At 41.6% G+C, this 24,293-nt stretch carries 24 protein-coding genes and 1 riboswitch; of the genes, 6 read left to right on the top strand and 18 right to left on the bottom strand.

The features are described 5' to 3' along the window. Positions 1-2: 2 nt before the first annotated feature. Positions 3-890 (bottom strand): cidABC operon transcriptional activator CidR, encoded by an 888-nt coding sequence (cidR, locus tag GPS65_RS01135; RefSeq protein ID WP_012011690.1) that lies wholly within the window; start codon positions 888-890, stop codon positions 3-5. 165 nt (positions 891-1,055) lie between these two features. Between cidR and GPS65_RS01130 the strand changes: the two genes are divergently transcribed. Together GPS65_RS01130 and GPS65_RS01125 are read left to right on the top strand one after the other, a co-directional pair. Further along, positions 1,056-1,439 carry a CidA/LrgA family holin-like protein gene (locus GPS65_RS01130; RefSeq protein WP_012011691.1) on the top strand — a complete coding sequence of 128 codons (384 nt, stop codon included), beginning with the start codon at positions 1,056-1,058 and terminating at the stop codon, positions 1,437-1,439. Then, positions 1,433-2,113, top strand: coding sequence for a CidB/LrgB family autolysis modulator (locus tag GPS65_RS01125; RefSeq protein ID WP_012011692.1), 681 nt, complete (start codon positions 1,433-1,435; stop codon positions 2,111-2,113). The genes GPS65_RS01130 and GPS65_RS01125 overlap by 7 nt, the downstream gene beginning before the upstream one ends. A 37-nt stretch (positions 2,114-2,150) precedes the next feature. Here GPS65_RS01125 and GPS65_RS01120 read toward each other — a convergent pair whose 3' ends face one another. Then, positions 2,151-3,332, bottom strand: coding sequence for a class I SAM-dependent rRNA methyltransferase (locus tag GPS65_RS01120; protein ID WP_012011693.1), 1,182 nt, complete (start codon positions 3,330-3,332; stop codon positions 2,151-2,153). Positions 3,333-3,449: 117 nt separating this feature from the next. Between GPS65_RS01120 and GPS65_RS01115 the strand changes: the two genes are divergently transcribed. Then, complete coding sequence (locus tag GPS65_RS01115) at positions 3,450-3,833, top strand: glyoxalase GlxA (RefSeq protein WP_012011694.1); 384 nt, start codon at positions 3,450-3,452, stop codon at positions 3,831-3,833. A gap of 79 nt (positions 3,834-3,912) precedes the next feature. On the opposite strand, the gene GPS65_RS01110 is transcribed toward GPS65_RS01115, so the two are convergent. The 3 genes from GPS65_RS01110 to GPS65_RS01100 all read right to left on the bottom strand — a co-directional run bounded on the left by GPS65_RS01110 (position 3,913) and on the right by GPS65_RS01100 (position 6,116). Beyond that, entirely contained in the window at positions 3,913-4,641 is a 729-nt protein-coding gene (locus tag GPS65_RS01110) for an amino acid ABC transporter ATP-binding protein (protein WP_088002532.1), read from the bottom strand. Next, the gene (locus tag GPS65_RS01105; protein WP_041816038.1) at positions 4,638-5,282 is read right to left on the bottom strand and encodes an amino acid ABC transporter permease; all 645 of its coding nucleotides are present in this window, start codon (positions 5,280-5,282) and stop codon (positions 4,638-4,640) included. Before GPS65_RS01105 ends, GPS65_RS01110 begins: the two co-directional genes overlap by 4 nt. A 69-nt stretch (positions 5,283-5,351) precedes the next feature. Then, positions 5,352-6,116 (bottom strand): transporter substrate-binding domain-containing protein, encoded by a 765-nt coding sequence (locus GPS65_RS01100; RefSeq protein WP_058013371.1) that lies wholly within the window; start codon positions 6,114-6,116, stop codon positions 5,352-5,354. Positions 6,117-6,643: 527 nt separating this feature from the next. On the opposite strand from GPS65_RS01100, the gene GPS65_RS01095 reads away from it, so the two are divergent. Together GPS65_RS01095 and GPS65_RS19230 are read left to right on the top strand one after the other, a co-directional pair. Further along, complete coding sequence (locus GPS65_RS01095) at positions 6,644-7,729, top strand: Rap family tetratricopeptide repeat protein (RefSeq protein WP_088002537.1); 1,086 nt, start codon at positions 6,644-6,646, stop codon at positions 7,727-7,729. Positions 7,730-7,748: 19 nt separating this feature from the next. Continuing rightward, a complete protein-coding gene (locus tag GPS65_RS19230; protein ID WP_162900864.1) occupies positions 7,749-7,889 on the top strand; it encodes a hypothetical protein in 141 nt (46 codons plus the stop codon). Positions 7,890-7,937: 48 nt separating this feature from the next. On the opposite strand, the gene ywaC is transcribed toward GPS65_RS19230, so the two are convergent. From ywaC to GPS65_RS01070, 5 genes are all read right to left on the bottom strand, one after another. Continuing rightward, complete coding sequence (gene ywaC / locus GPS65_RS01090) at positions 7,938-8,570, bottom strand: GTP pyrophosphokinase YwaC (protein WP_012011698.1); 633 nt, start codon at positions 8,568-8,570, stop codon at positions 7,938-7,940. Between the two features lie 94 nt (positions 8,571-8,664). Then, a complete protein-coding gene (locus tag GPS65_RS01085) occupies positions 8,665-9,678 on the bottom strand; it encodes an ABC transporter permease (protein ID WP_012011699.1) in 1,014 nt (337 codons plus the stop codon). Next, complete coding sequence (locus tag GPS65_RS01080; RefSeq protein ID WP_012011700.1) at positions 9,675-11,171, bottom strand: sugar ABC transporter ATP-binding protein; 1,497 nt, start codon at positions 11,169-11,171, stop codon at positions 9,675-9,677. Before GPS65_RS01080 ends, GPS65_RS01085 begins: the two co-directional genes overlap by 4 nt. A gap of 69 nt (positions 11,172-11,240) precedes the next feature. Then, positions 11,241-12,359, bottom strand: a complete 1,119-nt coding sequence (locus tag GPS65_RS01075; RefSeq protein WP_012011701.1) for a sugar ABC transporter substrate-binding protein — start codon at positions 12,357-12,359, stop codon at positions 11,241-11,243. Between the two features lie 169 nt (positions 12,360-12,528). Further along, positions 12,529-12,638, bottom strand: a riboswitch (SAM riboswitch). Positions 12,639-12,753: 115 nt separating this feature from the next. Further along, positions 12,754-14,181 carry a right-handed parallel beta-helix repeat-containing protein gene (locus GPS65_RS01070; RefSeq protein ID WP_119125547.1) on the bottom strand — a complete coding sequence of 476 codons (1,428 nt, stop codon included), beginning with the start codon at positions 14,179-14,181 and terminating at the stop codon, positions 12,754-12,756. Positions 14,182-14,547: 366 nt separating this feature from the next. Between GPS65_RS01070 and GPS65_RS01065 the strand changes: the two genes are divergently transcribed. Next, entirely contained in the window at positions 14,548-15,639 is a 1,092-nt protein-coding gene (locus GPS65_RS01065; RefSeq protein WP_003215056.1) for a branched-chain amino acid aminotransferase, read from the top strand. A gap of 318 nt (positions 15,640-15,957) precedes the next feature. Here the strand turns inward: GPS65_RS01065 and GPS65_RS01060 are convergent, their stop codons facing one another. From GPS65_RS01060 to GPS65_RS01025, 8 genes are all read right to left on the bottom strand, one after another. Next, complete coding sequence (locus tag GPS65_RS01060) at positions 15,958-16,356, bottom strand: hypothetical protein (RefSeq protein WP_088002550.1); 399 nt, start codon at positions 16,354-16,356, stop codon at positions 15,958-15,960. A gap of 118 nt (positions 16,357-16,474) precedes the next feature. Beyond that, positions 16,475-17,803 (bottom strand): 6-phospho-beta-glucosidase, encoded by a 1,329-nt coding sequence (locus GPS65_RS01055; protein WP_012011705.1) that lies wholly within the window; start codon positions 17,801-17,803, stop codon positions 16,475-16,477. Continuing rightward, complete coding sequence (locus GPS65_RS01050; protein WP_012011706.1) at positions 17,800-18,126, bottom strand: PTS lactose/cellobiose transporter subunit IIA; 327 nt, start codon at positions 18,124-18,126, stop codon at positions 17,800-17,802. The genes GPS65_RS01055 and GPS65_RS01050 overlap by 4 nt, the downstream gene beginning before the upstream one ends. Before the next feature lie 26 nt (positions 18,127-18,152). After that, positions 18,153-19,502: a PTS cellobiose transporter subunit IIC gene (gene celB, locus GPS65_RS01045; protein WP_012011707.1), complete on the bottom strand. Its 1,350-nt coding sequence runs from the start codon at positions 19,500-19,502 to the stop codon at positions 18,153-18,155. Positions 19,503-19,516: 14 nt separating this feature from the next. Further along, on the bottom strand, positions 19,517-19,822 hold the full coding sequence (locus GPS65_RS01040; RefSeq protein WP_012011708.1) for a PTS sugar transporter subunit IIB: 306 nt from the start codon (positions 19,820-19,822) through the stop codon (positions 19,517-19,519). 119 nt (positions 19,823-19,941) lie between these two features. Then, positions 19,942-21,888, bottom strand: a complete 1,947-nt coding sequence (locus GPS65_RS01035) for a BglG family transcription antiterminator (protein WP_119125551.1) — start codon at positions 21,886-21,888, stop codon at positions 19,942-19,944. A 237-nt stretch (positions 21,889-22,125) separates the two neighbouring features. Continuing rightward, positions 22,126-22,740 (bottom strand): class F sortase, encoded by a 615-nt coding sequence (locus GPS65_RS01030; RefSeq protein ID WP_119125552.1) that lies wholly within the window; start codon positions 22,738-22,740, stop codon positions 22,126-22,128. A gap of 70 nt (positions 22,741-22,810) precedes the next feature. Further along, positions 22,811-24,193, bottom strand: a complete 1,383-nt coding sequence (locus GPS65_RS01025) for a copper amine oxidase (RefSeq protein WP_119125553.1) — start codon at positions 24,191-24,193, stop codon at positions 22,811-22,813. Positions 24,194-24,293: the final 100 nt, after the last annotated feature.

The following is a 24,293-nucleotide window of genomic DNA, read 5'->3' as shown; positions in this document are numbered from 1 at the left end:
TTTTACTCTGCTCCCCATACATAGGATTTCGTATGTTTTAACCATTCTCTTGCCGCAAACGACAAATAGCGATCCTTTCGCCAAATGACTCCTAAATGCCACGGGATCGATGTATTTAAGGAAATGACTTTCACCTTTTCAGGATCAAGATCACGGCAGATCCGCTCAGGCAGAAGGCCAATTCCCAAGTTCTCGGCTACCATCTCACTAATGAAATCCCATTGAGATGTCTCATAAATGACATTGGGTCGGAAGCCCGCATTCATACATTCATTCAATATCCGGCTATGCAGAACAAAGTCTTCTCGAAAGAAAATAAAAGACTCTTCCTTTAAATCAGCTAAATCAACTTTATCTCGACCTGCCATCGGATGTGATGGATGCGTCACGAGCTTCATGTCCTCTTTAATAATGGTGTACGTATGAAAGATTTTATCATTTGCAGGCAGAACAATGACACCAATATCTAACGAACCATCTTCGACCCCTTCCTCTACTTTAATAGAGCCGTGTTCCACCAATTGAAATGTGACATCTGGATACTGCTGGCGAAATTCTCCCATGACATTCGGGAAAAAACTCGATCCAATCATCGGTGGCAGCCCGATGCGAATATGCCCTTTTTTGACATTCATTAAATCATTTAGCTCGCTTGTTAAATTTTGAAATGATTGTGTGATTTCACTCGCCTGGGTATACATCGTTTGTCCAGCATCTGTCATTTCAACCTGTCTGCCATTCCGATAAAATAACTGCACCTCTAGCTCATCTTCAAGGTTTTTGACCATCTTGGATATGGTAGGCTGCGACACATAAAGAGATTGTGATGCTTTTGTGAAGCTTTTTAACCTTGCCACTTCTAAGAAATATGTTAAATGTCTAATGTCCACATGACTCATCCTTCCTATAGACAAAAGGAATACTAATTATTCGATATATGTATTTTACCTATAACTGAACGTGCTGTACACTTTAAAGTAAGCTAATCAATTGGAACGTTGTCATGTTTTTGTGAAACAGTGAACAATTTATATAGAAAAAGGAGTGAACAGAAAGTGAAATTGCTCAAAACGCCGCTGATTGCTGTCCTTCAGATTATGGCTTTGTTTGTTTTTGCGAAATTGATGAATGTGCTCGCGGCCTTTTTGCATTTAAGAATTCCGGGCACGATATTAGGCATTCTGGTCATTTTCTTATTACTTCATTTTAAAATTATTCAATTAAAATGGATTGAACTTGGTGCCGTCTGGCTGCTCGGAGAACTGCTACTATTCTTTATCCCGTCCGCCGTTGGTGTTATTGATTATGGAACATTGCTTTCTCAATCTGGTACAAGTATTGTCCTTGTCGTCTTACTGAGTACCTTTGTCGTCATGCTCTCGACTGGTATCATGACGCAAATGATTGCGAAAAGAAAGGAGCGAAAAAAGCTATGTTAGTTGGCGTACTATTTTTGATCTTAACAGTTCTTTTATATCTCGGATCAAAAGCGGTATATAAACGACACCCGAAGGTCTATGTCTCACCGTTACTTGTGACACCGCTTGTCCTTGTCGTCTTGCTTTTAATCGTCAACATTCCTTACGACGCATACAATCAAGGCGGGAAATGGCTCACGAATATGCTTCAGCCTGCGACTGTTGCTTTTGCCATTCCCCTCTATAAGTATTTTCACATTCTGAAGAAGCATGCAGTGGAAATTATTTTGAATGTGGCTTGCGGTTCTGTCATTGCCATCCTATCTACGGCATTTATCGCGAAGTTGTTCCACTTGGATACAGGCCTTATTGAAAGTCTTGTCCCAAGGTCGGTCACAACGCCAGTGGCGATGAGTGTGTCAGAAATGATTGGCGGAATGCCGTCCGTTACGGCAGTATTCGTCATTTTAACCGCACTGTTTGGGTCAATCATCGGTCCAATGATCATTCGTTATTTCCGTATCGATAATGACATTGCCATGGGCGTCTTGCTTGGTACAGGTGCACACGGGGCAGGAACATCAAAGGCATTTGAAATGAGCTCCGTCTCAGGGACGATCTCAAGCGTATCCATGATTATTTCAGCCATCATTACTTTATGTGCAGCGCCTATCCTCATGTCGTTTGCCTTATAAAAAAAGCCATTTCCTTTATCGGAAAATGGCTTTTTTCTTATGCTTGTATGAAGACAACCTTTAAATAATTTCCTTCAGGATAATTTTTCGTCGTACGGAAATCCTCAGGAAGTGTATATTCTTCAAGGATACGATAGGTTTGGCCTGATTCTTTAAAGGCCTGCGCAATAAATCCTTTGAATTTCTTCATACCAAATGCACTGCTATTCGTTGATGCCACAATGACGCCGTTCTCAGCGGTGATTTGGATGGCTTCTTTTAATAGCTTCTTATAGTCCTTCGCTGCACTGAATGTGTGTTTTTTCGTGCGTGCAAAGGAAGGCGGGTCTAATATGACAAGATCATAGGTCCATCCTTTTTTCGCAGCAAACGGAAAATACTTAAAGACGTCCATAACTTTAATATCCTGCCCATCCACATCTATATCATTGACTTCAAACTGTTCAGATGTTTTTTTCAAACTGCGGTTTGCGACATCTACACTTGTCGTCCGGCTCGCTCCGCCAAGTGCTGCTGCTACAGAGAAAGCACCTGTGTAAGAAAATGTATTGAGCACGGTCTTTCCTTTTGCATAACGATCTCGAATTGCTTTTCTCACATGACGTTGATCAAGAAAAATACCTGTCATCGCACCATCATTTAAGTAAACCGCTATGTTCATACCATTTTCTTTGACGATAAGAGGAAATTCACCTTTTTCTCCCTTTACAAAATCATCATCTTCTATATACTGTCCCGACGTATCAAATCGTTTCTTTTCATAAATGCCTTTATAGTCTGGATACACATGCTCAAGTGCACCCAATACTTCCGCCTTGAATGTATACACTCCTTCGCTATACCACTGGATGAGATAGAAACCGTCATAATGATCAATCGTGAATCCACCAATTCCATCTCCCTCTCCGTTGAACACACGGAAAGCAGTCGTCTGTGCATCACGAAATAAATGCGTTCTACTTTTCGCTGCCTGCTCAAGCTTGGAGACAAAAAAGGCGTGGTCTATTTTTTCGTTGGCATCAAAAGTAAGTACCCAGCCGATCCCTTTATTTTGCACACCATAATATCCTTTTCCTAAAAAGGCGCCTCGCTCATCCACCCATTCAATCAGTTCGCCTTCTTTCACACTGCTTACATGCGATACAGCATCTTTAGAAATGAGCGGATATCCTTTTTTGAGTTGTTCTGCAAATGTTTGTTTTAATGAGATTTTTTTCATTTGTGTCATCCTTATCCTAAATTGACTCTCTCTATCCTATCATATGAATGTATACGTTACTTCTATTATGATAAGATGAGGAGAAAAATATCAACACACCATAGAGGAGGCTCTTTTTTGACGACATTACGATTAGATCATACAGGTATTATGGTTTCCAATATTGATACGTCCATTGATTTTTATGAAAAAGTCGTGGGCATGAAATTAAAGGATCGCATCACTCATACAAACGGAGTGATTGAGCTTGCATTTCTCGGCTTTAAAGATGAGGCAGAAACGGAAATTGAGCTCATCCAAGGGTACAGTAGCGATCTGCCATCTGAAGGAAAAGTACACCATCTTGCCTTTACAACAGACAATATTCATGCTGAATTCAATCGTATTCAAAAGCTGCAAATTGAATTGATTGATGAAGAAATTACGACATTACCAAATGGATACTGCTACTTCTTTTTCAGAGGGCCAGACCAAGAATGGATCGAATTCTTCCAGCGCTAATATTTCCTAGGAAATGGGGCCGATTCCCTTTATGCCCCATAAAAAAGAGTAAGAGCATCCATATGCCCTTACTCTTTTTTTATAACACCTTACTAAGAAATGATTTTGTACGCTCATGCTGCGGGTTTCCAAAGAGAGCTTCCGGCTTGTCTTCCTCGACAATATATCCGCCATCCATAAAGATCACGCGGTCTCCAACCTCTCTCGCAAAGCCCATTTCGTGTGTGACCACAATCATCGTCATGCCTTCGACGGCTAATTGTTTCATCACTGCTAATACATCTCCGACCACTTCAGGGTCAAGAGCAGATGTCGGTTCATCGAATAATAACACTTTCGGGTCCATTGCCAAGGCTCTAGCAATGGCGACACGCTGTTTTTGTCCACCAGATAATTGGTTAGGATAGCTTTTGGCTTTGTCTTTTAAGCCTACCTTTTCAAGCAGGTCCATCGCTTTATCGACTGCCGCCTTCTTGTCGGTGCCTTTTACCTTCACCGGTGCGATCGTGATGTTTTCTAAAACGGTTTTATGAGGAAATAAATTAAAGTGCTGAAACACCATCCCCACTTCTTGTCGTACTTTATTGATATTCACCTTTGGATCTGTAATCGTATGTCCGTGGACAACAACTTCACCAGCCGTAATATCTTCTAATTTATTGAGACATCTTAGAAACGTGCTTTTGCCTGACCCAGAAGGTCCAATGACACACACTACTTCTTTTTCTTCGATGACTGCATTAATATCCTTTAACACTTCGTGATCTCCAAAGGATTTCTTCAAATTTTTCACTGTAATCATACTCATTTGATATCAAATCTCCTTTCTGCATAGCTAGCCAGTAGAGAAAGTAAATAAATGATCACGAAATAAATGATACCGACAATGAGCCAGACATTCAAAGGATCAAATGTTGCCGATGCTTGTACTTGACCCCGCTGCATAATATCGGCGATTCCGATAATAGATAAGAGAGATGTATCCTTCAAGCTGATGATGGCCTGGTTTGTAATTGCTGGAAGCATGCGGCGAAATGCTTGCGGAAGCACGATAAAACGCATGTTTTGTCCCCCTGTAAAGCCTAAGGAACGTGCAGCTTCTGTTTGTCCTTTATCAATGGACTGAATCCCAGCACGAATAATTTCTGAGAAATAAGCCCCTGCATTAATTGCTACTGTAATAATCCCTGCCGGCACTCGATCAAGCGATATGAATTCAAGTGTATTCAAACCAAAGTAAATGAAGAATAGCTGTACGATAAATGGTGTGCCTCGAATGGCATTGACAAAGACAAGCGCGATGAAATTTAAGATTTTAAAAGGTGATAGACGGAATAATGCCACTATTAAACCGATGATAAACCCTAAAATGATGGCAACAACAAAGATATATAAAGTGGTTTGCAACCCATCCATTAAATACGGAAATGCATTAACAATCGTGTCCATGTTTCTCCCTCCCTAATTCACATACGGCGTATCATAAAGAAAGCGCGCTCGGAGCGCGCCTCGCTAGTGTTATGACTTCAAATATTTATCAATAATCTTGTCATATTCACCGTTTTTCTTTAGGTTCTCTAGACCTTTATTGATCTTTTTCAATAGATCTTGGTTTTTCCCCTTCATGACAGAGATACCATACTGGTCGCCATTCAATCGGTCTCCAACTGTTTTCAATTTTAAATCTTGTTGTGCGATTGCATACGTAATGACAGGATAATCCTCAATTAAAGCATCTGCATTTCCGTTTGAAACTTCTTGGAACATCGATGGGCTGTCGTTAAATTGAACCACTTCATACCCATATTTATCTGCGTTATCCGATGCAAATTTTGCACCCGTCGTCCCATTTTTAACAGCTAGCTTTTTCCCCTTTAAATCATCAATTGATTTAATGCTGCTGTCTTTTTTCACAACAACTGTCAGTCCAGCGTCGAAGTATGGGTCTGAGAAATCTACCTTCTTCTTACGCTCATCTGTAATACTCATTCCGCCCATCCCTACATCAAGCTGGCCTGCCTGCATTGCTGGGATAATGCCTGAGAAATCCATAGCTTCCAGCTTCACTTTGAAGTCTTGGTCTTTCGCGATGGCGTTAATTAGATCTACGTCTATCCCTTCAGTTTTACCGCCCTTTTCAAATTCAAACGGCGGATATGTTACATCTATCCCTATTTTATATGTGTCTTTGCCTTCTCCCGAACCGCTGTCCGATTTTGATCCACAGGCTGCCATGACGAGCACAACTATGAGTCCCATGATCAGTAACATCGATTTTTTCATAAAACACGACCCCCTATTGTCAGTTTTGTCTAAATATTCGCAATACCATTAATAATATACCACGCTAAATCTATAGTGTGTGATATTTTTTATCAATACCAAAGATCCATACAATCCTAGATCAATAGTCTCTTTAAATTTTACTTTTTTGCGAATAACTCATTTTATTCTAAAAGAAAAGCAATTCACAATCATGATGTGAGATAATCTCACAAAAAACGAGATATCACCTTGAAAACCGCCGTTTTTTCTAACATGCGAAGATAGACGTTTGAATGACTTTCTTCTCTCTATTGATATTGCAATATATTTTTTATAATATCCTCTTTTTACCTAAAAATATGTAAACGTATACAAAAAGACGCCTAATCCCTATTTATTTCACAACTGGTTGAATTTACATCAAAAAACATGTTTTACAAATTGCGAGAGAGCGCTTAAAATATAAGAAGATACTGAATATGGAAAGTGAATTCAGATGAACGGAAATCGAACTAGAGTGATAGATGAAGAAAGGAGGATATAAATTGTCAGAAACAGGTGTTTTGTCGTCCGTTGATGTAGCGAATATGTTAAATGACTGGTATGTCATGATGAAAAAAAGAGAAATACAAGGTGCGATCCAGCTAAAGGAAGAGATTCTTCAAGCGTTTGATCACATGGAAGAGAATCAAGACGTCTTACTTTACTATCAATTGCTAGAGTACCGTTTTAAAGATCTCATCGAAGATACAGCTTCGTTGGATCATAGTCTTTTTGTTGATGAAAATGCAATCCGTACAGATGACATGCTCAGCTATTATTTCTATTTCTTTAAAGGGATGTATGAAATGCGCAGAGGCAATCAGGATACGGCATTTCACCTTTTAAAATTGGCAGAGGATAAATTAGATCTCGTCCACGATGACATTGAAAAAGCAGAATTTCATTATAAAACAGGCTGTCTTTACTATAATATAAGATCCACGCTCCTCTCCATACACCACTTGAAAATGGCTTCATCTATTTATGACGCAGATCCATGTTATGTAAAAAAGTCAATCAGCTGTCAAATGATGCTCGCTTTGAATTATGCTGATCAATCAAAATATGATGAGGCAGAATCATTATTTGAAGAAGTAATTCATTCACTAGAACAAATGGAAGACCCAGATTTACTTGGTCATGCGTATTGCAATGCTGCTTTTATTAAAAGTCTTAGAAATGAATACAGTGAAGCTGTGCCGCTCCTAGAAAAGGCTTTATTGATCGAGACATTTGAAACGTCTTCTCCAGGCGGCTACTTACTTGCCATGTATGCCTACACAAAAGCACTATTCAAGCTGAAAAAACCTGGTTTGTTCCACTACTATGTACAGCTTTCACTTCAAAAAGCAGAAAATTTAAAACAACGAAACATTTCACTTAAATTATCTATTTTAGAAACACTTATGCTTCAGCAAGACAACATGATAGAGCAAATCAAGTCTTATTGTGATCAATTAGAATCTATGAATTTTCTTGTCGATCTTGAAGCCATCTGTCAGGATGCAGCTGCTTACTTAACAGATCTTGGACTTCATGAAGAATCTACTTATTTCTGGAACAAGGCGTTATCCTTAAAAACTTGTTAAGAATATGGAGTGATATATGATGAAAAAATGGCTTATCACAACTGCGGTTTTGACACTCTTGATAACTGGTGCTTCCATTGGCGCTTCTATCCAAAAAGATAGCCAATCTGCACAATCTCAAGATATGATTCAAAAGAGAGACCGCGGTACCAATCCTTAAACATGTTAAAGAGCAGCTGTGAATATCGCAGCTGCTCTTTTTTATGCACTAATCAATTTCTCGTTTAATATTTTGCATTTTTTCATCTAAGTAATGGGCTATATCAGCCGCTTCCTTCAGTTCATCGGTTAGCTGATGAGGAACATCGTTTTGCAATTTATAATAGATTTTATGTTCAAGACTCGCCCAAAAATCCATCGCTATGGTCCGCACCTGAATCTCAACCTTCACATGCTCCACACGATTCGTTAAGTAGACAGGAATCTCCACAATTAAATGAAGACTTCTGTAGCCATTTGGTTTTGGATGTTGAATGTAATCTTTCACTTCAAGGATTGTTAGATCCTCTCTTTGCCTCAATACATCGATAATATTATAGATATCTTGAATAAAGGAGCAGATGATGCGGACACCTGCGATATCATGAATATACTCCTTGGCACATTGTGTTGTGATGTCGCATCCTTTTCTTGCTAATTTATTTACAATGCTTTCAAAGGATTTGATCCGTGATTTTGTATGCTCTATTGGATTGTGGCCATGGATTAAATTATATTCTTGGCTAATGATTGAAAACTTCGTATCCATTTCATCTAATGCAAATTTATATACTAATAATTCATTTTTCCAGTCTTCCATGACGTTTTTCAAATCTTCTACATGAGTTGCTGACATATTCATTTCTTTTTGTCATCTCCTTTTGGGAAACGGCGGCTGCACCGCTTTCCGTTTACTAGACGGAGACGAGACTCGAAAGGTTTTAAAAAATACATCGTCAGCCTCGCTGTTTGTAATACGTCAACGCTAGCGCAAGCGCGAGTACAGAGCCTTTCACAATATCCATCGCGTAATAAGGGACAGACATCATCACAAGCCCATTTTGCAAAATTCCGATGAGCACAGCCCCAATAAAAGTACCAAATGCATTTGGTTTTCCTGCTCCCATGACGGAAAAACCGATAAAAGCTGCCGCTACGCCATCCATTAAATAAGGTGTGCCTGCATTTATTTCCGCTGTCATCACCCTTGATGCCAGCACAATACCACCGATTGCTGCAAATAAAGCCGAGAGCAGATATGCCGCGATTTTATATTTATTTACATGTATCCCGGACAATCGAGCCGCTTCCTTATTCCCACCAATGATGTACATAAATCGTCCGTGCTTTGTGTAGGTCATGAAAATATGTGCAAATAGCACAATCACTGCCATTAAGAGAATAATATATGGCACCTGTCCGATTTTGCTAAAAAAGGCGGGAATTGTACCCGTTGAGAATGTACCGTCAGGCAGCACCATGTTTTCAGAAATGGTCGCCCCTTTCGTATACGTCTGAGCCAATCCTTGAATGATAAACATCATGGCTAATGTCATGAGCATATCTGGAATTTTCATTTTGACAATCATCAAGGCATTGAGTAAACCAACAATAAGGGCAGCCGCTAGCGCAGAAAGGATCGCAATCAGCGGGTTTTGCGAAAACCACACAAACATAGAAATCACGATTGCATTTGATAACGTTGCGACTGATCCGACTGATAGATCAAAGCCGTTGACTGCCAATGAGATGGTAAGCCCCACCGCAATAATGGTCACAATCGAGATAGACCGTAAGATATTGATGATATTCCCTGTTTGTAAAAACGCTGGATTCGCTGCCGCAAATACCACAATCAATACAACAATGGTTAAGATCGTGCCATATCGATAAAAGAAATCAAATAGATGAAAGGATGGCCGCTGTTTTTTCGTTTGCTGCACAGGGGCTAGAATTTGTCGTTCAGTCATGATTGTCCTCCTGTTGAATGATATAAAAGCTCTTCCTCAGTCGTTGGGGCCGTCATTTCCCGGGCAATGCTGCCATCATACAGCACATAGACGCGGTCTGCGATCCCTGCAATCTCCGACAGCTCACTTGACGCATAAATCACAGATTTCCCGCGGGCGGCAAGCTCTGCAATCAGTGTGAAAATATCTTTTTTCGCTCCAATGTCAACACCTTTAGTTGGTTCATCAAAGAGATAGACATCCGCCTCAGCCAGCAGCCATTTTCCAATGGCAATCTTCTGTTGATTTCCACCGGATAGATGCTTCACCTTTGCTTCAAGAGATGGGGTTTTCACACCAAGTCGCTTGACGATTTCGTCTGCTTTCCGCTTTTCCTTTGAACGATGTAAGAAGCTGAACACACGTGAGAATGAACGAAGATTTGCTGCTGTTAAGTTCCACCCCACACTCTCTTCTGTCAGAACCCCTTCCTTTCTCCTTTCTTCTGGCACAAGGGCCATTCCAGCTCTCACAGCTTGATGAGGCGATGTGAAGCGTACGGTTTGACCATGAAGTTGTACAGTCCCCGTCGTTTTTTCTGAGGCGCCGAAAAGCGCTTTACACAATTCCGTTTTTCCTGCACCGACAAGGCCTGCAATTCCGAGAATTTCTCCCTTTTTCACATGAAGATGAATGTTGCGTAATTTATGCTGGTCGTTTAGCTGCTTCACTTCAAGGACAATAGGTGCGTCTTTCAAAGGTGTACGAAGCGGGAATTGCTCCTCTAATGGCGCTCCTAGCATTTCTTCAATGATCTGCTGGGGATTTGTATTTTGAACAAGATGAGCTGCGACATCGGTTCCATTTCGCATCACTGTCAGTTCATCACAAATGGTGAAAATTTCAGGCATGCGATGAGAGATAAACACAATACCCGTTCCATTCTGTTTCAGCCGATCAATCATTGAAAATAACTTGTTTGTTTCTGCATGACTAAGCGGGGCTGTTGGTTCATCTAAGATTAAAATGCTGCATTTGATTGAAACAGCCTTGGCGATGAGCACCATCTGTTTTTCCGCAAGGGACAGATCACTCACAAGGCGTTTTGTGGAAATGTCGATGTCCAATTCTTTTAATCGGTGAGCTGCCTTACGGTGTAGCTCTTTCCAGCCGACAAATGTTTTTTTCTCAAGCTGATGCATCATCATATTCTCTCCAACACTTAAATAAGGAACGAGAGCTGTATCCACTTCTTGATGAACCGTCTGCACACCATATGAGGCCGCATCCTTTGGGGTTTGAATTGATGCCGCCTGACCATTGATTTGGATGCTTCCTTCATAATGGGAATGAGCGCCAGAAAGAACTTTCATTAACGTGGACTTCCCAGCACCATTCGCTCCAATCAGTGCATGAACTGTCCCTTTTTCTAATGTGAAATTCACTTGATCTAACGCTTTTACTCCTGGGAATTCAATCGAAATATGCTTCATACAAACTAACGGCGCTGTCATAGGTGTCCTCCTTCTCATGATCATCATCTGAAAAACGAAACACCCTCTATAGAAGAGAGTGCACGACGTTTATTTTGTATAATGCTTCTTCAAGGTCTTCATCCAATCTTCTTCAAAGGCAGTTGATGAGCCGAATCCCTTCACTTCGTCTGCAAGATTGACCATATTGATGGCTTTTCCTGATTGTTGAAGCTGTTTTTGTGAGATGAGAGAGGCCTCAAGGTCATAGGAAGACGGGGTTTTCTCGCCCGCTATTTTCTTCGCAAGAATTCTCACGTCAACTGCGCCAATGAGCTTCGGATCAACTGCTGCTGTGTACTTCCACGGACTGTCTTTTGCTGTCATTTCTTGAAGATCAGCATTTGACACATCAATCCCATAAATCTTCACTTCTGTTCTTCCTGCTTCCTTTAGCGCTCTTGCTGCGCCAATGGCAAAGGCATCCCACGTGGCAAAAATAGCATCAAGTTTACCCTTTGGATATTTATTTAGCATCGCTGCCACTGCATTTTGTGTTTGAACAGACGTATCAGAGGAGGCAATACCAAAGCGGTCAAGTTCCTTGATGCCGGAATGTTGTTTGAGCGTTTCTTGATAAACCTTGTTCCGTCTCACCATTGGCGGGAATCCATCTACCCAGAGGTACGCAATATTGGCTTTTCCTTTAAAATCAGACACGAGTGCGTCTAGTGATTTTTTCGCTAATTGTTCGTCATCTTGAGACGTCACTGTAACCCCTTTGATGCCTTTCAGTTTAGGATTTGAATCGAACGCTACGACCGGAATGCCCTTTGCCGTAATCTTTTTCACGTCAGCGACGGTCGCCTCGTCGTCCCCATGAGAGATGATAAAGCCATCATAATTTTCTTCCAGCGCCTGAGAGATGGCGTCATGGAACTTCGCTGTATCTCCATTTGCGGTGTAGACATCAACCGTAAAGCCAAGCGCTTCACCTTCTGCCTTTGTCCCAGCTAAAAACTGTGCTGTATGATCATCTCCGCCGATTTTACGGATGACTTTAATTTTTGCTCCCTGTCCCTTTGCGAATCGCTTCGGTACATTGTCAAAAGAGACTTTTTCATTCGCATTTGCCTTTGAGCCCGCACTCGATCCAGTGCCGCAGCCTGTTAATAGGACAGTCAATACCGTTAATAATATAAGACTAGATGTAAAATACTTACGCTTCATTGCTGTTCCTCCTCAAGTTGTTTTTATTTTTCACATCGGAAAACTAGGTAAAAATGTGGGGAAACGCCAGTAAACTGTTCTTCCTTTTGAAAAAGAGACGACAAAAAGCCTCTCTTAGAAAGAGAGGCTTGATCACCGTTGCATGAAACATGTATCGGGAATTCTTCCTCTCTTATCTGTCAAAGCTGTCACAGCTTTGCAGGAATTAGCACCAATTTCTATAGTAGAAACGGTTGCCGGGCGTCATAGGGCCAGTCCCTCTGCCTCTCTTGATAAGAGATCCGTTATGAAATTTTGTTTTCGTTGAAATGTCTTCTTTACTTTAATGTGATGTCACATCAATGTCAATGATTTTTTTGAAAATTTAAAACAATGCGTTTGCGTTCACACATGCTTAATTTCCGATGATTTTCTTAGCAGGTGATGACTTCTTCAGGCGAAAATCATATTTTTTCTCATTCACAAATTGTGGATTGAGGTGTGCTGATCCTTTATCTTGTCCGCTTTTAGAGAGATACGTTTTGTAGCCCTCCATCCATTTCCCGCGCCATACCCACTGTGATGCCTTCGCACCTTTGCGGTCATCATATACGTTCTTTTGGAAGATATTCTTTTGATTCACTCCATAAAGATTCACGACTAAGTAATGCGAGGCACTCGCTGTCATGATATTGCTCGTGATTCGATTGTTCACGGCTTGATATTGCATCAACAATTGGCCGCCTTCTAAGCCAGCTGTGTCATTTTTGTATAAAATATTATGTGAGATCGTCGTATTTGTTGTTCCGCCTCGCTTTTTATCATAACCGCCAATTGAAATGCCTGTATAACGGTTCAAATACACTTGGTTGTGTTCAATGCGAATACGATCTGCCATTTTTCCTTTATGTTCACTTGTGACTTCAATCCCAAGATCGTTGTGATGTGTAATGTTATGATCAATCACAATATCCTTCCCACCATCCACATAAATGCCACCAGCGGAGATGTCTTTGCCATAGGCTGGATTCCCTACACTCGTGATCTCGTACACTTTGTTTCTTGATACAACACCATTTCTAACTTGATCGTACTTTTTAGAAGGTGCTACGTTCTCAAAACCAATTAAATCAATACCTATATTATCCGTGTGGCGAACCGTGTTATGTGTCACACGAAACTTAGTGACGTTTCCATTGAGCACAAACGCTTCACTGAAGCCAAGCTTTAATTTTTCAACAGTGTTTCCTTTGATTTCAATATCTTCAATGGCCGCTGGAGCTTTTGTTCCATAGACCGCAATACCGTGCGCATTCCCATTTTTGTGTGTCGTCTGAATGTCATACACTCGGTTGTTGAGAAGTTTTACGCCTTTCCCGCTTCCTTTGATGAAAATACCGACTGGGGTCAGGTCTTCTTTATTCGTCTTGAGATGTCCCACCGTCAGACCTTTGAGGGTAATGTAACTTTTTTGATCGATCGTGACAAGACCGCCATCTGCTTGATTTCCTTTAAGTGAAGCCCCGCTAATAACAGGTTTTTCTTTTCCATAAGCTTGAAAGATAACTGGTGCTTTCTTTGTACCTGAATGGCGGACAATCAATTTCTCTTTATATGTGCCGCCTCTCACGTAAATGGTTGTCCCAGCTTTCGCCATACTTGCCGCTTTTTTCAGCGTGCGAAAAGGTTTTTGCTTCGTTCCTGGGTTTTTATCGTTTCCGTTTGTCGCTACGTGATAGGCTGTGCTTTGCTTAGCGCCAGCCTCCTCCGTCATCGCTTGACAGCCGAAGCTGATGACGGTTATGAATAAAATAAGTAAAATACCTGGTATCGCTCGTTTCATCCTGTTGTTTGCTCCTTTCACTTCTATTTTCTTTATCGGTTAAAAAAAAGAGGATTAAAATATGAGAATGCCCCTTGCAATGTACTGGTCAAAAGGTGTATGGTTGAAAGAATATCTTACAGGAAATTTATCCGCTTTTAAATTGTCAGATTAATCAGTTAATAATGTATTTGGATTTTATTTCTTTATTAAAAAGGGGTGACATGAGGCAGACTGACGGCAGAGAGAAGGAAAGCGCTTTAACAGATTTTTCTTGTCTGAATTCCAGAAAACCTATTGCTAATATTTTGTGAAGGTATAGAATAGAATCATAATTATTTCATATTATTAGAATTTTCAAATAATCAAACAGCAAGGAGATTTACGATGCCAAAACAACCCATCCGCGTTGAACTTAGTTCAACAAAAAAACCAAAACCTCAATCTGATCAACTTGAATTCGGAAAAATCTTCACAGATCACATGTTTGTGATGGATTATTCCATTGATCAAGGCTGGTATGACCCAAGAATTATCCCTTATCAGGCCATTCCAATGGACCCAGCTTCGATGGTCTACCATTATGGGCAATCTGTTTTTGAAGGCTTGAAGGCTTATGTTTCCGAGGATCAGAAAATTCTCTTATTCCGTCCGGAAAAGAACATGGAGCGCTTAAACAGATCCAATGACCGCCTGTGTATCCCGCAAATTGATACAGAAACGGTTTTAGAGGGCTTAAATGAACTCATTCGCATTGATAAGGATTGGGTACCTGATGCAGAGGGCACTTCCTTGTATATCCGTCCATTCATTATTTCCACTGAGCCGTATTTAGGCGTTGCACCGTCAAGCACGTATAAGCTGCTGATTATCCTATCTCCAGTGGGATCTTACTATAAAGAAGGCATCCATCCAGTCAAAATTGCCGTTGAAAACGAGTTTGTCCGTGCCGTTAAAGGCGGAACAGGAAATGCCAAAACAGCTGGAAACTACGCCTCAAGCCTTAAGGCACAGCAAGTGGCTGAAACGAAAGGTTTTTCACAAGTTCTTTGGCTTGATGGTGTTGAGAAGAAGTATATTGAAGAAGTCGGAAGTATGAATATCTTCTTTAAGATCAATGGGGAAATCGTGACGCCTGAATTGAACGGCAGCATTTTAGAAGGCATCACCCGTAACTCTGTACTTGAGCTATTAAAACATTGGGGAATTCCAGTGACAGAGCGTAAAATTTCGATTGATGAGTTAATTGAAGCACATCAATCAGGTGAGCTTGAAGAAATCTTTGGAACTGGAACGGCGGCCGTCATCTCTCCTGTCGGGGAATTAATTTATCACGATCAGCCATATGTGATTCAAGATGGTCAAACAGGTGAAGTATCAAAGAAATTGTATGAAGCCATTACTGGTATTCAAAAAGGCACACAACCAGATATCTTCGGCTGGACAGTAGAAGTCGACTCGGTCGTCAAACAAGCTTAAACATGTAAAAGAACCTTTCAATCATGAAGGGTTCTTTTTTTGTTTATTCACCTCTCCAATATACCTTATAATGGTAAATACATATGATTAAGGAGAGTGATGGTATGTTTTTTACTTATCTACTAGCGTTCATTGGGATCTGTATCGGTTCAATGATCGTCGCTACTGGTTTCGACGATTCACCGTTTCACACCCGTGTTCTATTTAAGTTTCTCGGAATTTCTATCCTTGTTCTTTCTATTACTTTTGTAAAGGTTAGACGAAAGAGGTTACGTGGCAAAAAGACGAAATAGCCTTAGATATCCAGTCAGCCTTCTATCAAATCGTACACCAAAACAAGACAGATACACCCACAATCGCCCCTGCATATATCCACTGTTTCCATTTGATGCTCCTCTTTTTTTCGATCAGTAAAAAGATCTCTGGTAAAAAGACGATGATAATTTCTATGATAAAAACAAGATAATAAACAAACGGCATCGGCTGAAAATCAAAGTCTCTTTCATCTCCACCAATTGTGGCGAAATACATCAACAGGTTGGTTACTGGAATGGTAAAACAAACGAGCAGGCGAAGAACATAAATCCACACATACTGTCTATGACGAATAAGACCAATAAATGAAGCGATGATGCCATACAAAAACAAGACCACTGTGCCATAACTCAACAGAGGTTGAACGACAAAGCCGTAAAGCATTAAACCAATTGCAACCATACTCAAACCGTCCTTTCTTTGAAGCCATACATGTTGTTTTTTACTATCATACACTTCTTTTTTGAATTTCTATATGGTGCAATGATAAAAAAACGACCCCATAAAGGGGCCATTTGTTTTATGCTTTAACTGATTTGAAGAATTGCGGTAAATATTCACGATGCGCTTCGAGCATTTCATCTAAAATTTGCTTTGCAATTTCGTCAGATGGGACAAGCGGATTGATCGTCATTGCTACAAGAGCCGTCTCGTAATCTCCTGTGACTGCCGCTTCTGCTGCCACACGCTCAAATGATTTGATTTGTTGAACGAGCCCTCTCACAGCTACAGGCAGATCACCCGTCGCAATTGGTTTTGGTCCATCCTTGGTGATGATACAGTTCACTTCAACCGCTGAATCAGCCGGAATGCTGGCAATGGCCCCTCTGTTCACTGTATTGACTGGTTGGATGTCATGCTTATCATTATAGATGGAGCTGATTAAGTTACATGCCGCATCACTGTAGTACGCCCCGCCTCTTTTTTCGAGTTGCGGAGGTTTAATTGATAAATCGGGATCTTTATAGAGCTCAAATAATTCGTGCTCGACCTGCAACACAACCTCTGCTCTTGTTCCTTTTTCTTGGGCTGCCTTTTGCTCTTCTTCCAGCATATCTTTTGTTTTATAGTAATAGCGGTGATACGGGCATGGGATGACTCCTAAGCCTTTCACAAAAGAAGGTTCCCAGTTTTTCGCTTCAATGTTCTTCATAGACCACTGACTATTCGGATTTCCTAATTCATCGAGCACTTGATCCATAATGCTGACCCCGTCTAAATACACGTCTAATCCATAAACCATGTGGTTGAGGCCTGCGAACTGTACCTCGATCCGTTCAACATCCACCTCAAGCGCCTTGGCAATCCCCATTTTTATCCCAATTGGAACATTGCATAGTCCGACTACTTTTTTTAGATTCGTATAGCGCAGCACAGCTTCTGTGACCATCCCTGCTGGATTTGTAAAATTCACAAGCCATGCATCTGGACAAAGCTCTTCCATATCCTTCACGATGTCGAGAATCACTGGAATGGTTCGAAGACCTTTAAATAAACCGCCTGGTCCGTTCGTTTCCTGACCGATGACGCCGTATTTCAGCGGGATTCTCTCATCCTTTGCACGTGCTTCAAGCAACCCTACACGAAATTGTGTTGTCACAAAATCTGCGTCCTTCAGGGCCTCCCTGCGGTCAAGCGTCAGGTGTACTTCAATCGGTAGCCCTGCTTTTTCGACCATGCGTTTCGCAAGAGCACCCACAATGTTTAACTTTTCCTGACCCGCTTCAATATCCACTAGCCATAATTCCTTTACTGGCAATTCATGATACCGTTTGATAAATCCTTCGACAAGCTCAGGCGTATAGCTCGATCCTCCGCCTATTGTGACAATTTTGATTCCTTCTTTCATGAATTGACACCTCCGAGTTGCTTCATTTTTTCATGGAGCTCGATGATTTCCGCCGCAAGCTCCTTGACAGTCATTGCGTTCATGAGATGATCCTGTGCATGGATCATTAAGAGACTGATGTCGGTCTTTTCTCCTCTAATTTCTCCTTGGATCAGCTCTGTTTGTGCGTGATGCGCCTCATTTAACGCGTCTTGTGCTTCCTGCAATTTTAGCTTCGCCTCATCAAAGTTTCCTTGCTTTGCACATGTAATGGCCTCCATCGCTGAGCTTCTGCCATTCCCGCCGTGTAAGATGAGTTGAAACACAATTTGTTCCATTTCCATCGGCCGCATCCCCCTTGTTTCCTCTATTACATGTTGACGACATTTTCATCAGTTGTGGCTTTTGTTTCTAGTTCACTTTCTTCTTTCAATTTCTGCTTATCCCACATTCTAAAGAATGGGTAGTATAAAGCGAATGACAACGCCAAGTTAATCAGCTGCATGACAGCACCAGAGATTTTGCCTCCTGTGGCGAGATAGCCTGAAATAATAGGCGGCATCGTCCATGGGACCGCAATCCCCGCCGGTTTCGCGACAAGCCCTGTGCTCATTCCGATATATGTGGTAATGATCATCATGATTGGCGTAAGGATAAACGGAATCAAAAGCATTGGGTTCATGACAATCGGCATTCCGAAAATGATCGGTTCGTTGATGTTAAAGATAGCTGGCCCAATGGCAAGTCGGCCAAGCTGTTTCATTTGCTTACTTCTGGCACGTAAGATCATCGTCAGCACCAAGGCAAGCGTTGCACCGCTTCCGCCGACATTGATAAAGATTTCAAAGAACTGCGCTGTGAAGATATTTGGCAGCACTTCTCCTGCTTGGAATGCGAGACGGTTCTCATCCATCGCACCGAGCCAAATTGGTCCCATGACGCCGCCGACAATGGTTGCTCCATGAATACCGCAAGCCCAGAGAAGCATTTGCACGCCCATGGCGACAATACTACCGCCTAAGCTTCCACCAAGAATGGAAAGCGGTGTGCCAATTAAGACCGTGATGATATTATGAATACTTTCAAATGGTGTCATCTCAATCAAAAGTCTAGCGACCCAGATCAGCGTGATGACCACAAAACCTGGTATAAGTGCGATAAACGATTTACTCACTGCTGGCGGTACACCATCAGGCATCTTAATGACGATATTCCGCTGGACGATGAATCGGTAAATTTCAGTTGAAAGCATAGCAATAATCATGGCAACGAATAACCCTTTACTGCCCATCAATGTGACTGGAATTCCCCCACCTACTAAGATGGCTTCTGTTGAGCCTTCAGGTGTGAAAGGAACTTGATAGGGTGTCGCCAAAAGGAAAGCTGCAACAGCGATCGCACCAGATGATAGGGCATCCACTGCATACTTTTCAGCTAACCTGTAGGCAATCCCGAAGGTTGCAACAAGTGCCATAATGTCAAAGGTTGCATTCACAGGGTAGGATAGTTTCGTGGCCCATTCTGCTCCGAAGATACTTGCCATAAAATCGCTGTATCCTGGAATCGGAAGGTTGGCTAAAATGAGAAACAGTGAACCGACAATAATGAGAGGCATGGTTAAAACAATTCCGTCACGCAATGCTTGTAAATGTCTTTGAGCGGCAATCTTCCCTGCAAACGGCATGACCTTCTCTTCTAGAAATCGGTTGAATCCATTCATCCCTTCCGCCCCCTTTATCCGTTCACTAACTGTTCAGCAGATTTTAAAACCTCAGCCCCATTACATACGCCGTAATGCACGGTATTGATGACGTCGACTGGAATACTTTTTTCTTCTCCTAGCTTTTTCATTTGTGGTAATAAATATCGAACCTGTGGTCCTAATAAAAGCACATCGGCTTGATCAATATGATTTTTTGCTGAATCTCCGGATACTGCCCAAATACGATAGTCTTTTCCTTGTTCTTGCGCGCTTTTCTCCATTTTTGTAACTAGTAAGCTTGTAGACATACCTGCTGCACATACCAATAAGATGTTCATGTGTAAACGCCCCCTTTTGAAAGTGTGTAGCTTTTCTTTACACACTCATCATATTATGAAACCGCTTTCATAAACACCTATACTTTTTCCTTTAGGAAGCGGAAAAAGTTAAGATCACACTATGAATTCTTGTACGAAGGAGCTTTCTTATACATGATATCGAGCATGTCTTCAAATGTATCACAGGCGATGAGGTGCTGAATGAATTTCACATTGTGCACAAGCTCACCCAGTAGACGGTACATCCCTTTTAAGTCTTTTGCATTCTCTTTTTCGACACAAAGCAAGCAGACAAATTGAACTTTTTTCTCTCCCCATATAATCGGTTTTTCTAGTGTACAGATCGCCCAAAACGTCTCTTCTGTCAGCGGCGTCATTGGGTGCGGAATGGCTGTATAATGCCCGAAGGATGTAGGAGCAGCCTCTTCTCTTTCCATCACAGAAGGTGTAAGCTCTGCTGGTGCTAATCCCATATCGATGACTTTTTTTGTAAGAAAGGCGATGACCTCTTCCTTTGTTTGAAAGGCACGCTTTGTAAAGACCAATTCCTTTTTCATATATTGAGAGGCCAATGTCACCCTTGTTTCACTCGTCAGGGCTTCTTCAATTTTTAAAAAGTCGCCGCCTCCCAAAATAGTATTGACTTGTATGACGGGAATCGGGATATCCATCTGAATCGGGACCGTTGTAATAATCAAATCAAGGGCATGTAAAGAGACATGCGGAAGCGAATAAAGCTCTGCTGTGCCTAAGATTGTCAACTTTGACCCAAATTGTGACCGCAATCGATCCTGCAGCAACCTCGCACTCCCTGCACCAGATGCACAAACAATGAGACATCGCTTCGGCGGAATCTCCATTTTTCTTCGCTCTAAAGCCGCACCAAAATGAAGCGCGATATAGCCGATTTCATTCTCATGGATACATAGCCCCGTCTCTTCTTCAATTACCCGGCTAGCGACAATCCCTGCTTCAAAAGCAAGTGGATACCCCGCCTTTATTTCATCCAGCATCGGATTTCTTAAGTTCATCCCATATTTACACCGAGTCATGGCTGGCTTTAAGTGCAGACTGAGCCCAATCAGCAATTCCGCATCTCCTGCTAAATCCAGCTGCAATTTTTGGTCAATCGCTTTCAACATAAGCTGAACAAGACGGCTCGTGTCATCATCCACAATTTGTTTTTGACCGCTCGATGAAAAGGACTGCACCATTTTAGCTGTTCCTAACAAATGAATGGCGATATAGACGATCTCCTCTTGTGGAAAAGAGACGTCCAGCAGTCCTTCAAGACGTTCCACCATTTTTTTCGCGACCTTGTATTCCTTTGCCCGTGGAATTTCATTGATTTCTTCTGGCAAAACAGATACATAGTTTCCGTGTCTAATCCGTTTGCAGGCAATCGCAACATGAACGATTAAATTATTCATGCAAATGTCTGATAGATTCATTCTTTCTTCATTGATATAATCAATGATTGTTTTCTGAATCAATTCCAGTTCATGTTTTGGCAAAATGGTCACTGCTGTATTCAGCATCGTTTGGTAGGAACGGCGTTCATTGAATAAATATTCTGACATACAATAGCGGATTTTCATCTCCGATCCTTTGATCCGGCAGCCTTTATTCGGCTTTGCTTCCAGCTTTAGATCAAAGGGTTCAAGCTTGCGTTTGACCCATTTCATATCGTTACTCATCGTCGATTTACTGATAAACAGCTGCTCCTGTAAATCTTCCAGTTTCACATAAGACTCTGCAAGAAGCAGTTTTTTTAAAATAAACCGAACGCGCTCCTCCGGCAGAACAGCCAGCGGTTCTTCCTGTTCGACCTCTTCTTTCATAAAACGGCGAAAGGCATTCTCATCGTTGATCAACAGCTCATAACCAGCTCCTCGAACAGCTGATACAGCCGCTTGGTAAGGAGCGAGACGGTCGTTCAGTTCCTTGATGTCTGTACGAACGGTGCGGCTTGTCACTTGTAAGCTGACAGAAAGCGCAGCGCTTGTGAGCGGGGTATCCGCTGCCATTAACTGACTTAAAATGTGCGCCAGTCTTTTACTCAGCATCAGATCGGCCTCCTTATGTAAGGGTGGAGAATCTGCCTTGTCTGGACAGGTTGTATACGCTTGCAGTTCTCTTCATTACTCATATTCTACTGAAAAGAAATAAAAATTGCCAACTCATTTATATGACAAACGCCCCTATTTATACAACAAACCGTATCTAATGACCTATGAATCTTTTTGTAGGACCGTTTGGAAACCATGAAAAAAAGGCGCTGCACCTTCGTGCCATCGCCTTTTTTATGAAGAGATCAGCTGCGTAAAGACAACCAATCTTTTTTCATGAGTCCCAGCTGCATGATCAAATGTCCCTGTACATGTGATTAAATTGAGATTTCGTGTAAAAGCATACCCGAAAAATGCATTAGGCTTTTCTTCACGAGGATAACTTTGCACTTTGATGACTTCAAAGGTTCGCTTTTTCCCTGACGAGGAAGTCACGATTACCTTGTTTCCCTTTTTTAGCTCCTTTAGTCGATAAAAAACAGAAGGTCCCCATTTATTATCAACATGACCATTCATGACGGCGTTCCCTTTATCTCCTGGCTTTGGACCATCTTTAAACCAAGCTGTGTTGTCCGTCTTTTTAGGAACGCCCATACTGCCATCCTTAGATAAGGTGGTTTTCTCTACTTTTGCTTTGACACCAATCGCCGGAATTGCAATTTCAGCCGGTACAATACCGGACGGTTCGTCTTTTAATATAGCTTTTGAATGAGACTGTTTTGCGGCTTGGTTTGTTGTGATTTTTTCAGGAGATGAGGTTGTTTTAGCGGATGACGAATCATCCATTGATTTTGATGCACAGCCCGTGATGATGAGAAGCATCAGAAGACCAAACATCCACCTTTTCAAGTCAGTCTGCCTCCTTTGAAAGAAAGGAACGGCACGATTGTGCACGTTCCCCCTTTGTTTTGATATGAGCTTAATTTGATGTCTTGCGGCGAATAAGGAAGAACGCACCCATTGCACCACCGGCTAGGATCAAGCTTGCAATTAATCCCGCAAAGGCTTCATATGACATACCTAAAGGACCGGCTGTACCTCCCATACCTGTTTTCGGCATTTCATTAGGCATCTTGGATTTGAACATTTTAGGATGCTGATCAACAATGGCTGCTGCGACATCTTGACCGACCATGAACATATGACCGTACGCTTCTCGCACTGTTGGATAAAGCTGATCGTAATCGCCATTATGGTATGACGTATATGTTTTGATCAATTCATCAATATGCATTTTTAAGCCCGCTTCTAAATCTGCTGCCTTCAAACGTCCATCTGTTGCTTGATCTAAAAATTTCGCTTGCTTCATTCGATACGCATCTAAGTTTTTCACCGCTTTTTCTTTCGCTTCTTTGTCTCCTGATGCATCCGCTTTGACATAATCAACTAAGTATCCGATATGGCTCGACCAAATATCTTTGAATTGTTTTCCGGCATCCTTGCCATAAACAGAGGCAATCGCATCCGATAAATCATTTGTGTTTTCGTTCAAAGCTGCCGCTGCTTGATCAAAGTCCTTGCTGCCATCATTTCCTTTTTGCATAGCAACGACTGCAAGCGCCAAATGCTCTGAGAACAAGTAGTTTAAATCTTCACGAAGGTCTGCGGCCGGTGTGTCGACGGATTTGTGATCAAATTTCCCAGGAAATTGATCTGTGATCGCCCACGATACGCCTTTTCCTACTTCAAACATATGATGAATAGATTTTCTAACCGTTTCATAGGTCGTATCAAAATCCTTTTCAGTGTAGCTATCAAACGCTTTTAACAGTTCATTGACGTGCATTTTTAAGCCTTCTTCTAGTTCGCTAGCTTTCAATCTACCGTCTGTTGCTTGATCGAGCATATCGGCTTGTTTCATGCGATATTGGTCAAGCTGCTTAACTGCTTTCTTTTTACCTGCTTCATCTTTCTTTGCCGTTGCTTGTACATAATCAACAAAGTAACCAATATGACTTGACCAAATGTCTTTGAATTGTTTCCCTGCTTTTTTTCCGTACACAGAAGCGATGGCTTCCGATAAGTCATTTGTATTGTCATTTAGCGCTGCCGCTGCTTGTTTAAAATCTTTGCTATCGTCAATTCCCTTTTGCATTGTGATGACTGCTAAATAAGCGTGCTCTGAAAACAACTGATCTAGAGTTGCTCGAAGATCTGTTGCTTTATTTGACACCTCTTGTGACGAAGACATCTTCTTTGCCTCTCCATGCATATGTCCTTCGTGTGCACTTGCGCTATGAGCTGCCGGAAATAGTAATGCTGCACTAAGCGGGATGGTTAAAATCGCTTTTTTCATGTTCATCTGTTATTGCCTCCTCTTTCCGTTTGTTATGTACTTAACGGAGTGAGGCATGACTTGGATCATTCAAATCTAACTTTTTTTTCATTCATTGCACAACCGG

It is taken from the genome of Bacillus pumilus (genome assembly GCF_009937765.1).
Lineage (GTDB): Bacteria > Bacillota > Bacilli > Bacillales > Bacillaceae > Bacillus > Bacillus pumilus_O.
This window is presented reverse-complemented; position numbering and strand designations above follow the sequence as displayed.

What these genes read in the sequence shown, in the direction of transcription:
- GPS65_RS01125 (WP_012011692.1), top strand. Translation starts at nt 1,433, where the DNA reads ATGTTAGTTGGCGTACTATTTTTGATCTTAACAGTTCTTTTATATCTC.
- GPS65_RS01120 (WP_012011693.1), bottom strand. Translation starts at nt 3,332, where the DNA reads ATGAAAAAAATCTCATTAAAACAAACATTTGCAGAACAACTCAAAAAA.
- GPS65_RS01110 (WP_088002532.1), bottom strand. Translation starts at nt 4,641, where the DNA reads ATGAGTATGATTACAGTGAAAAATTTGAAGAAATCCTTTGGAGATCAC.
- GPS65_RS01105 (WP_041816038.1), bottom strand. Translation starts at nt 5,282, where the DNA reads ATGGACACGATTGTTAATGCATTTCCGTATTTAATGGATGGGTTGCAA.
- GPS65_RS01100 (WP_058013371.1), bottom strand. Translation starts at nt 6,116, where the DNA reads ATGAAAAAATCGATGTTACTGATCATGGGACTCATAGTTGTGCTCGTC.
- GPS65_RS19230 (WP_162900864.1), top strand. Translation starts at nt 7,749, where the DNA reads ATGAAAAAATGGCTTATCACAACTGCGGTTTTGACACTCTTGATAACT.
- ywaC (WP_012011698.1), bottom strand. Translation starts at nt 8,570, where the DNA reads ATGAATATGTCAGCAACTCATGTAGAAGATTTGAAAAACGTCATGGAA.
- GPS65_RS01085 (WP_012011699.1), bottom strand. Translation starts at nt 9,678, where the DNA reads ATGACTGAACGACAAATTCTAGCCCCTGTGCAGCAAACGAAAAAACAG.
- GPS65_RS01080 (WP_012011700.1), bottom strand. Translation starts at nt 11,171, where the DNA reads ATGACAGCGCCGTTAGTTTGTATGAAGCATATTTCGATTGAATTCCCA.
- GPS65_RS01075 (WP_012011701.1), bottom strand. Translation starts at nt 12,359, where the DNA reads ATGAAGCGTAAGTATTTTACATCTAGTCTTATATTATTAACGGTATTG.
- GPS65_RS01070 (WP_119125547.1), bottom strand. Translation starts at nt 14,181, where the DNA reads ATGAAACGAGCGATACCAGGTATTTTACTTATTTTATTCATAACCGTC.
- GPS65_RS01065 (WP_003215056.1), top strand. Translation starts at nt 14,548, where the DNA reads ATGCCAAAACAACCCATCCGCGTTGAACTTAGTTCAACAAAAAAACCA.
- GPS65_RS01060 (WP_088002550.1), bottom strand. Translation starts at nt 16,356, where the DNA reads ATGGTTGCAATTGGTTTAATGCTTTACGGCTTTGTCGTTCAACCTCTG.
- GPS65_RS01055 (WP_012011705.1), bottom strand. Translation starts at nt 17,803, where the DNA reads ATGAAAGAAGGAATCAAAATTGTCACAATAGGCGGAGGATCGAGCTAT.
- GPS65_RS01050 (WP_012011706.1), bottom strand. Translation starts at nt 18,126, where the DNA reads ATGGAAATGGAACAAATTGTGTTTCAACTCATCTTACACGGCGGGAAT.
- celB (WP_012011707.1), bottom strand. Translation starts at nt 19,502, where the DNA reads ATGAATGGATTCAACCGATTTCTAGAAGAGAAGGTCATGCCGTTTGCA.
- GPS65_RS01040 (WP_012011708.1), bottom strand. Translation starts at nt 19,822, where the DNA reads ATGAACATCTTATTGGTATGTGCAGCAGGTATGTCTACAAGCTTACTA.
- GPS65_RS01035 (WP_119125551.1), bottom strand. Translation starts at nt 21,888, where the DNA reads ATGCTGAGTAAAAGACTGGCGCACATTTTAAGTCAGTTAATGGCAGCG.
- GPS65_RS01025 (WP_119125553.1), bottom strand. Translation starts at nt 24,193, where the DNA reads ATGAACATGAAAAAAGCGATTTTAACCATCCCGCTTAGTGCAGCATTA.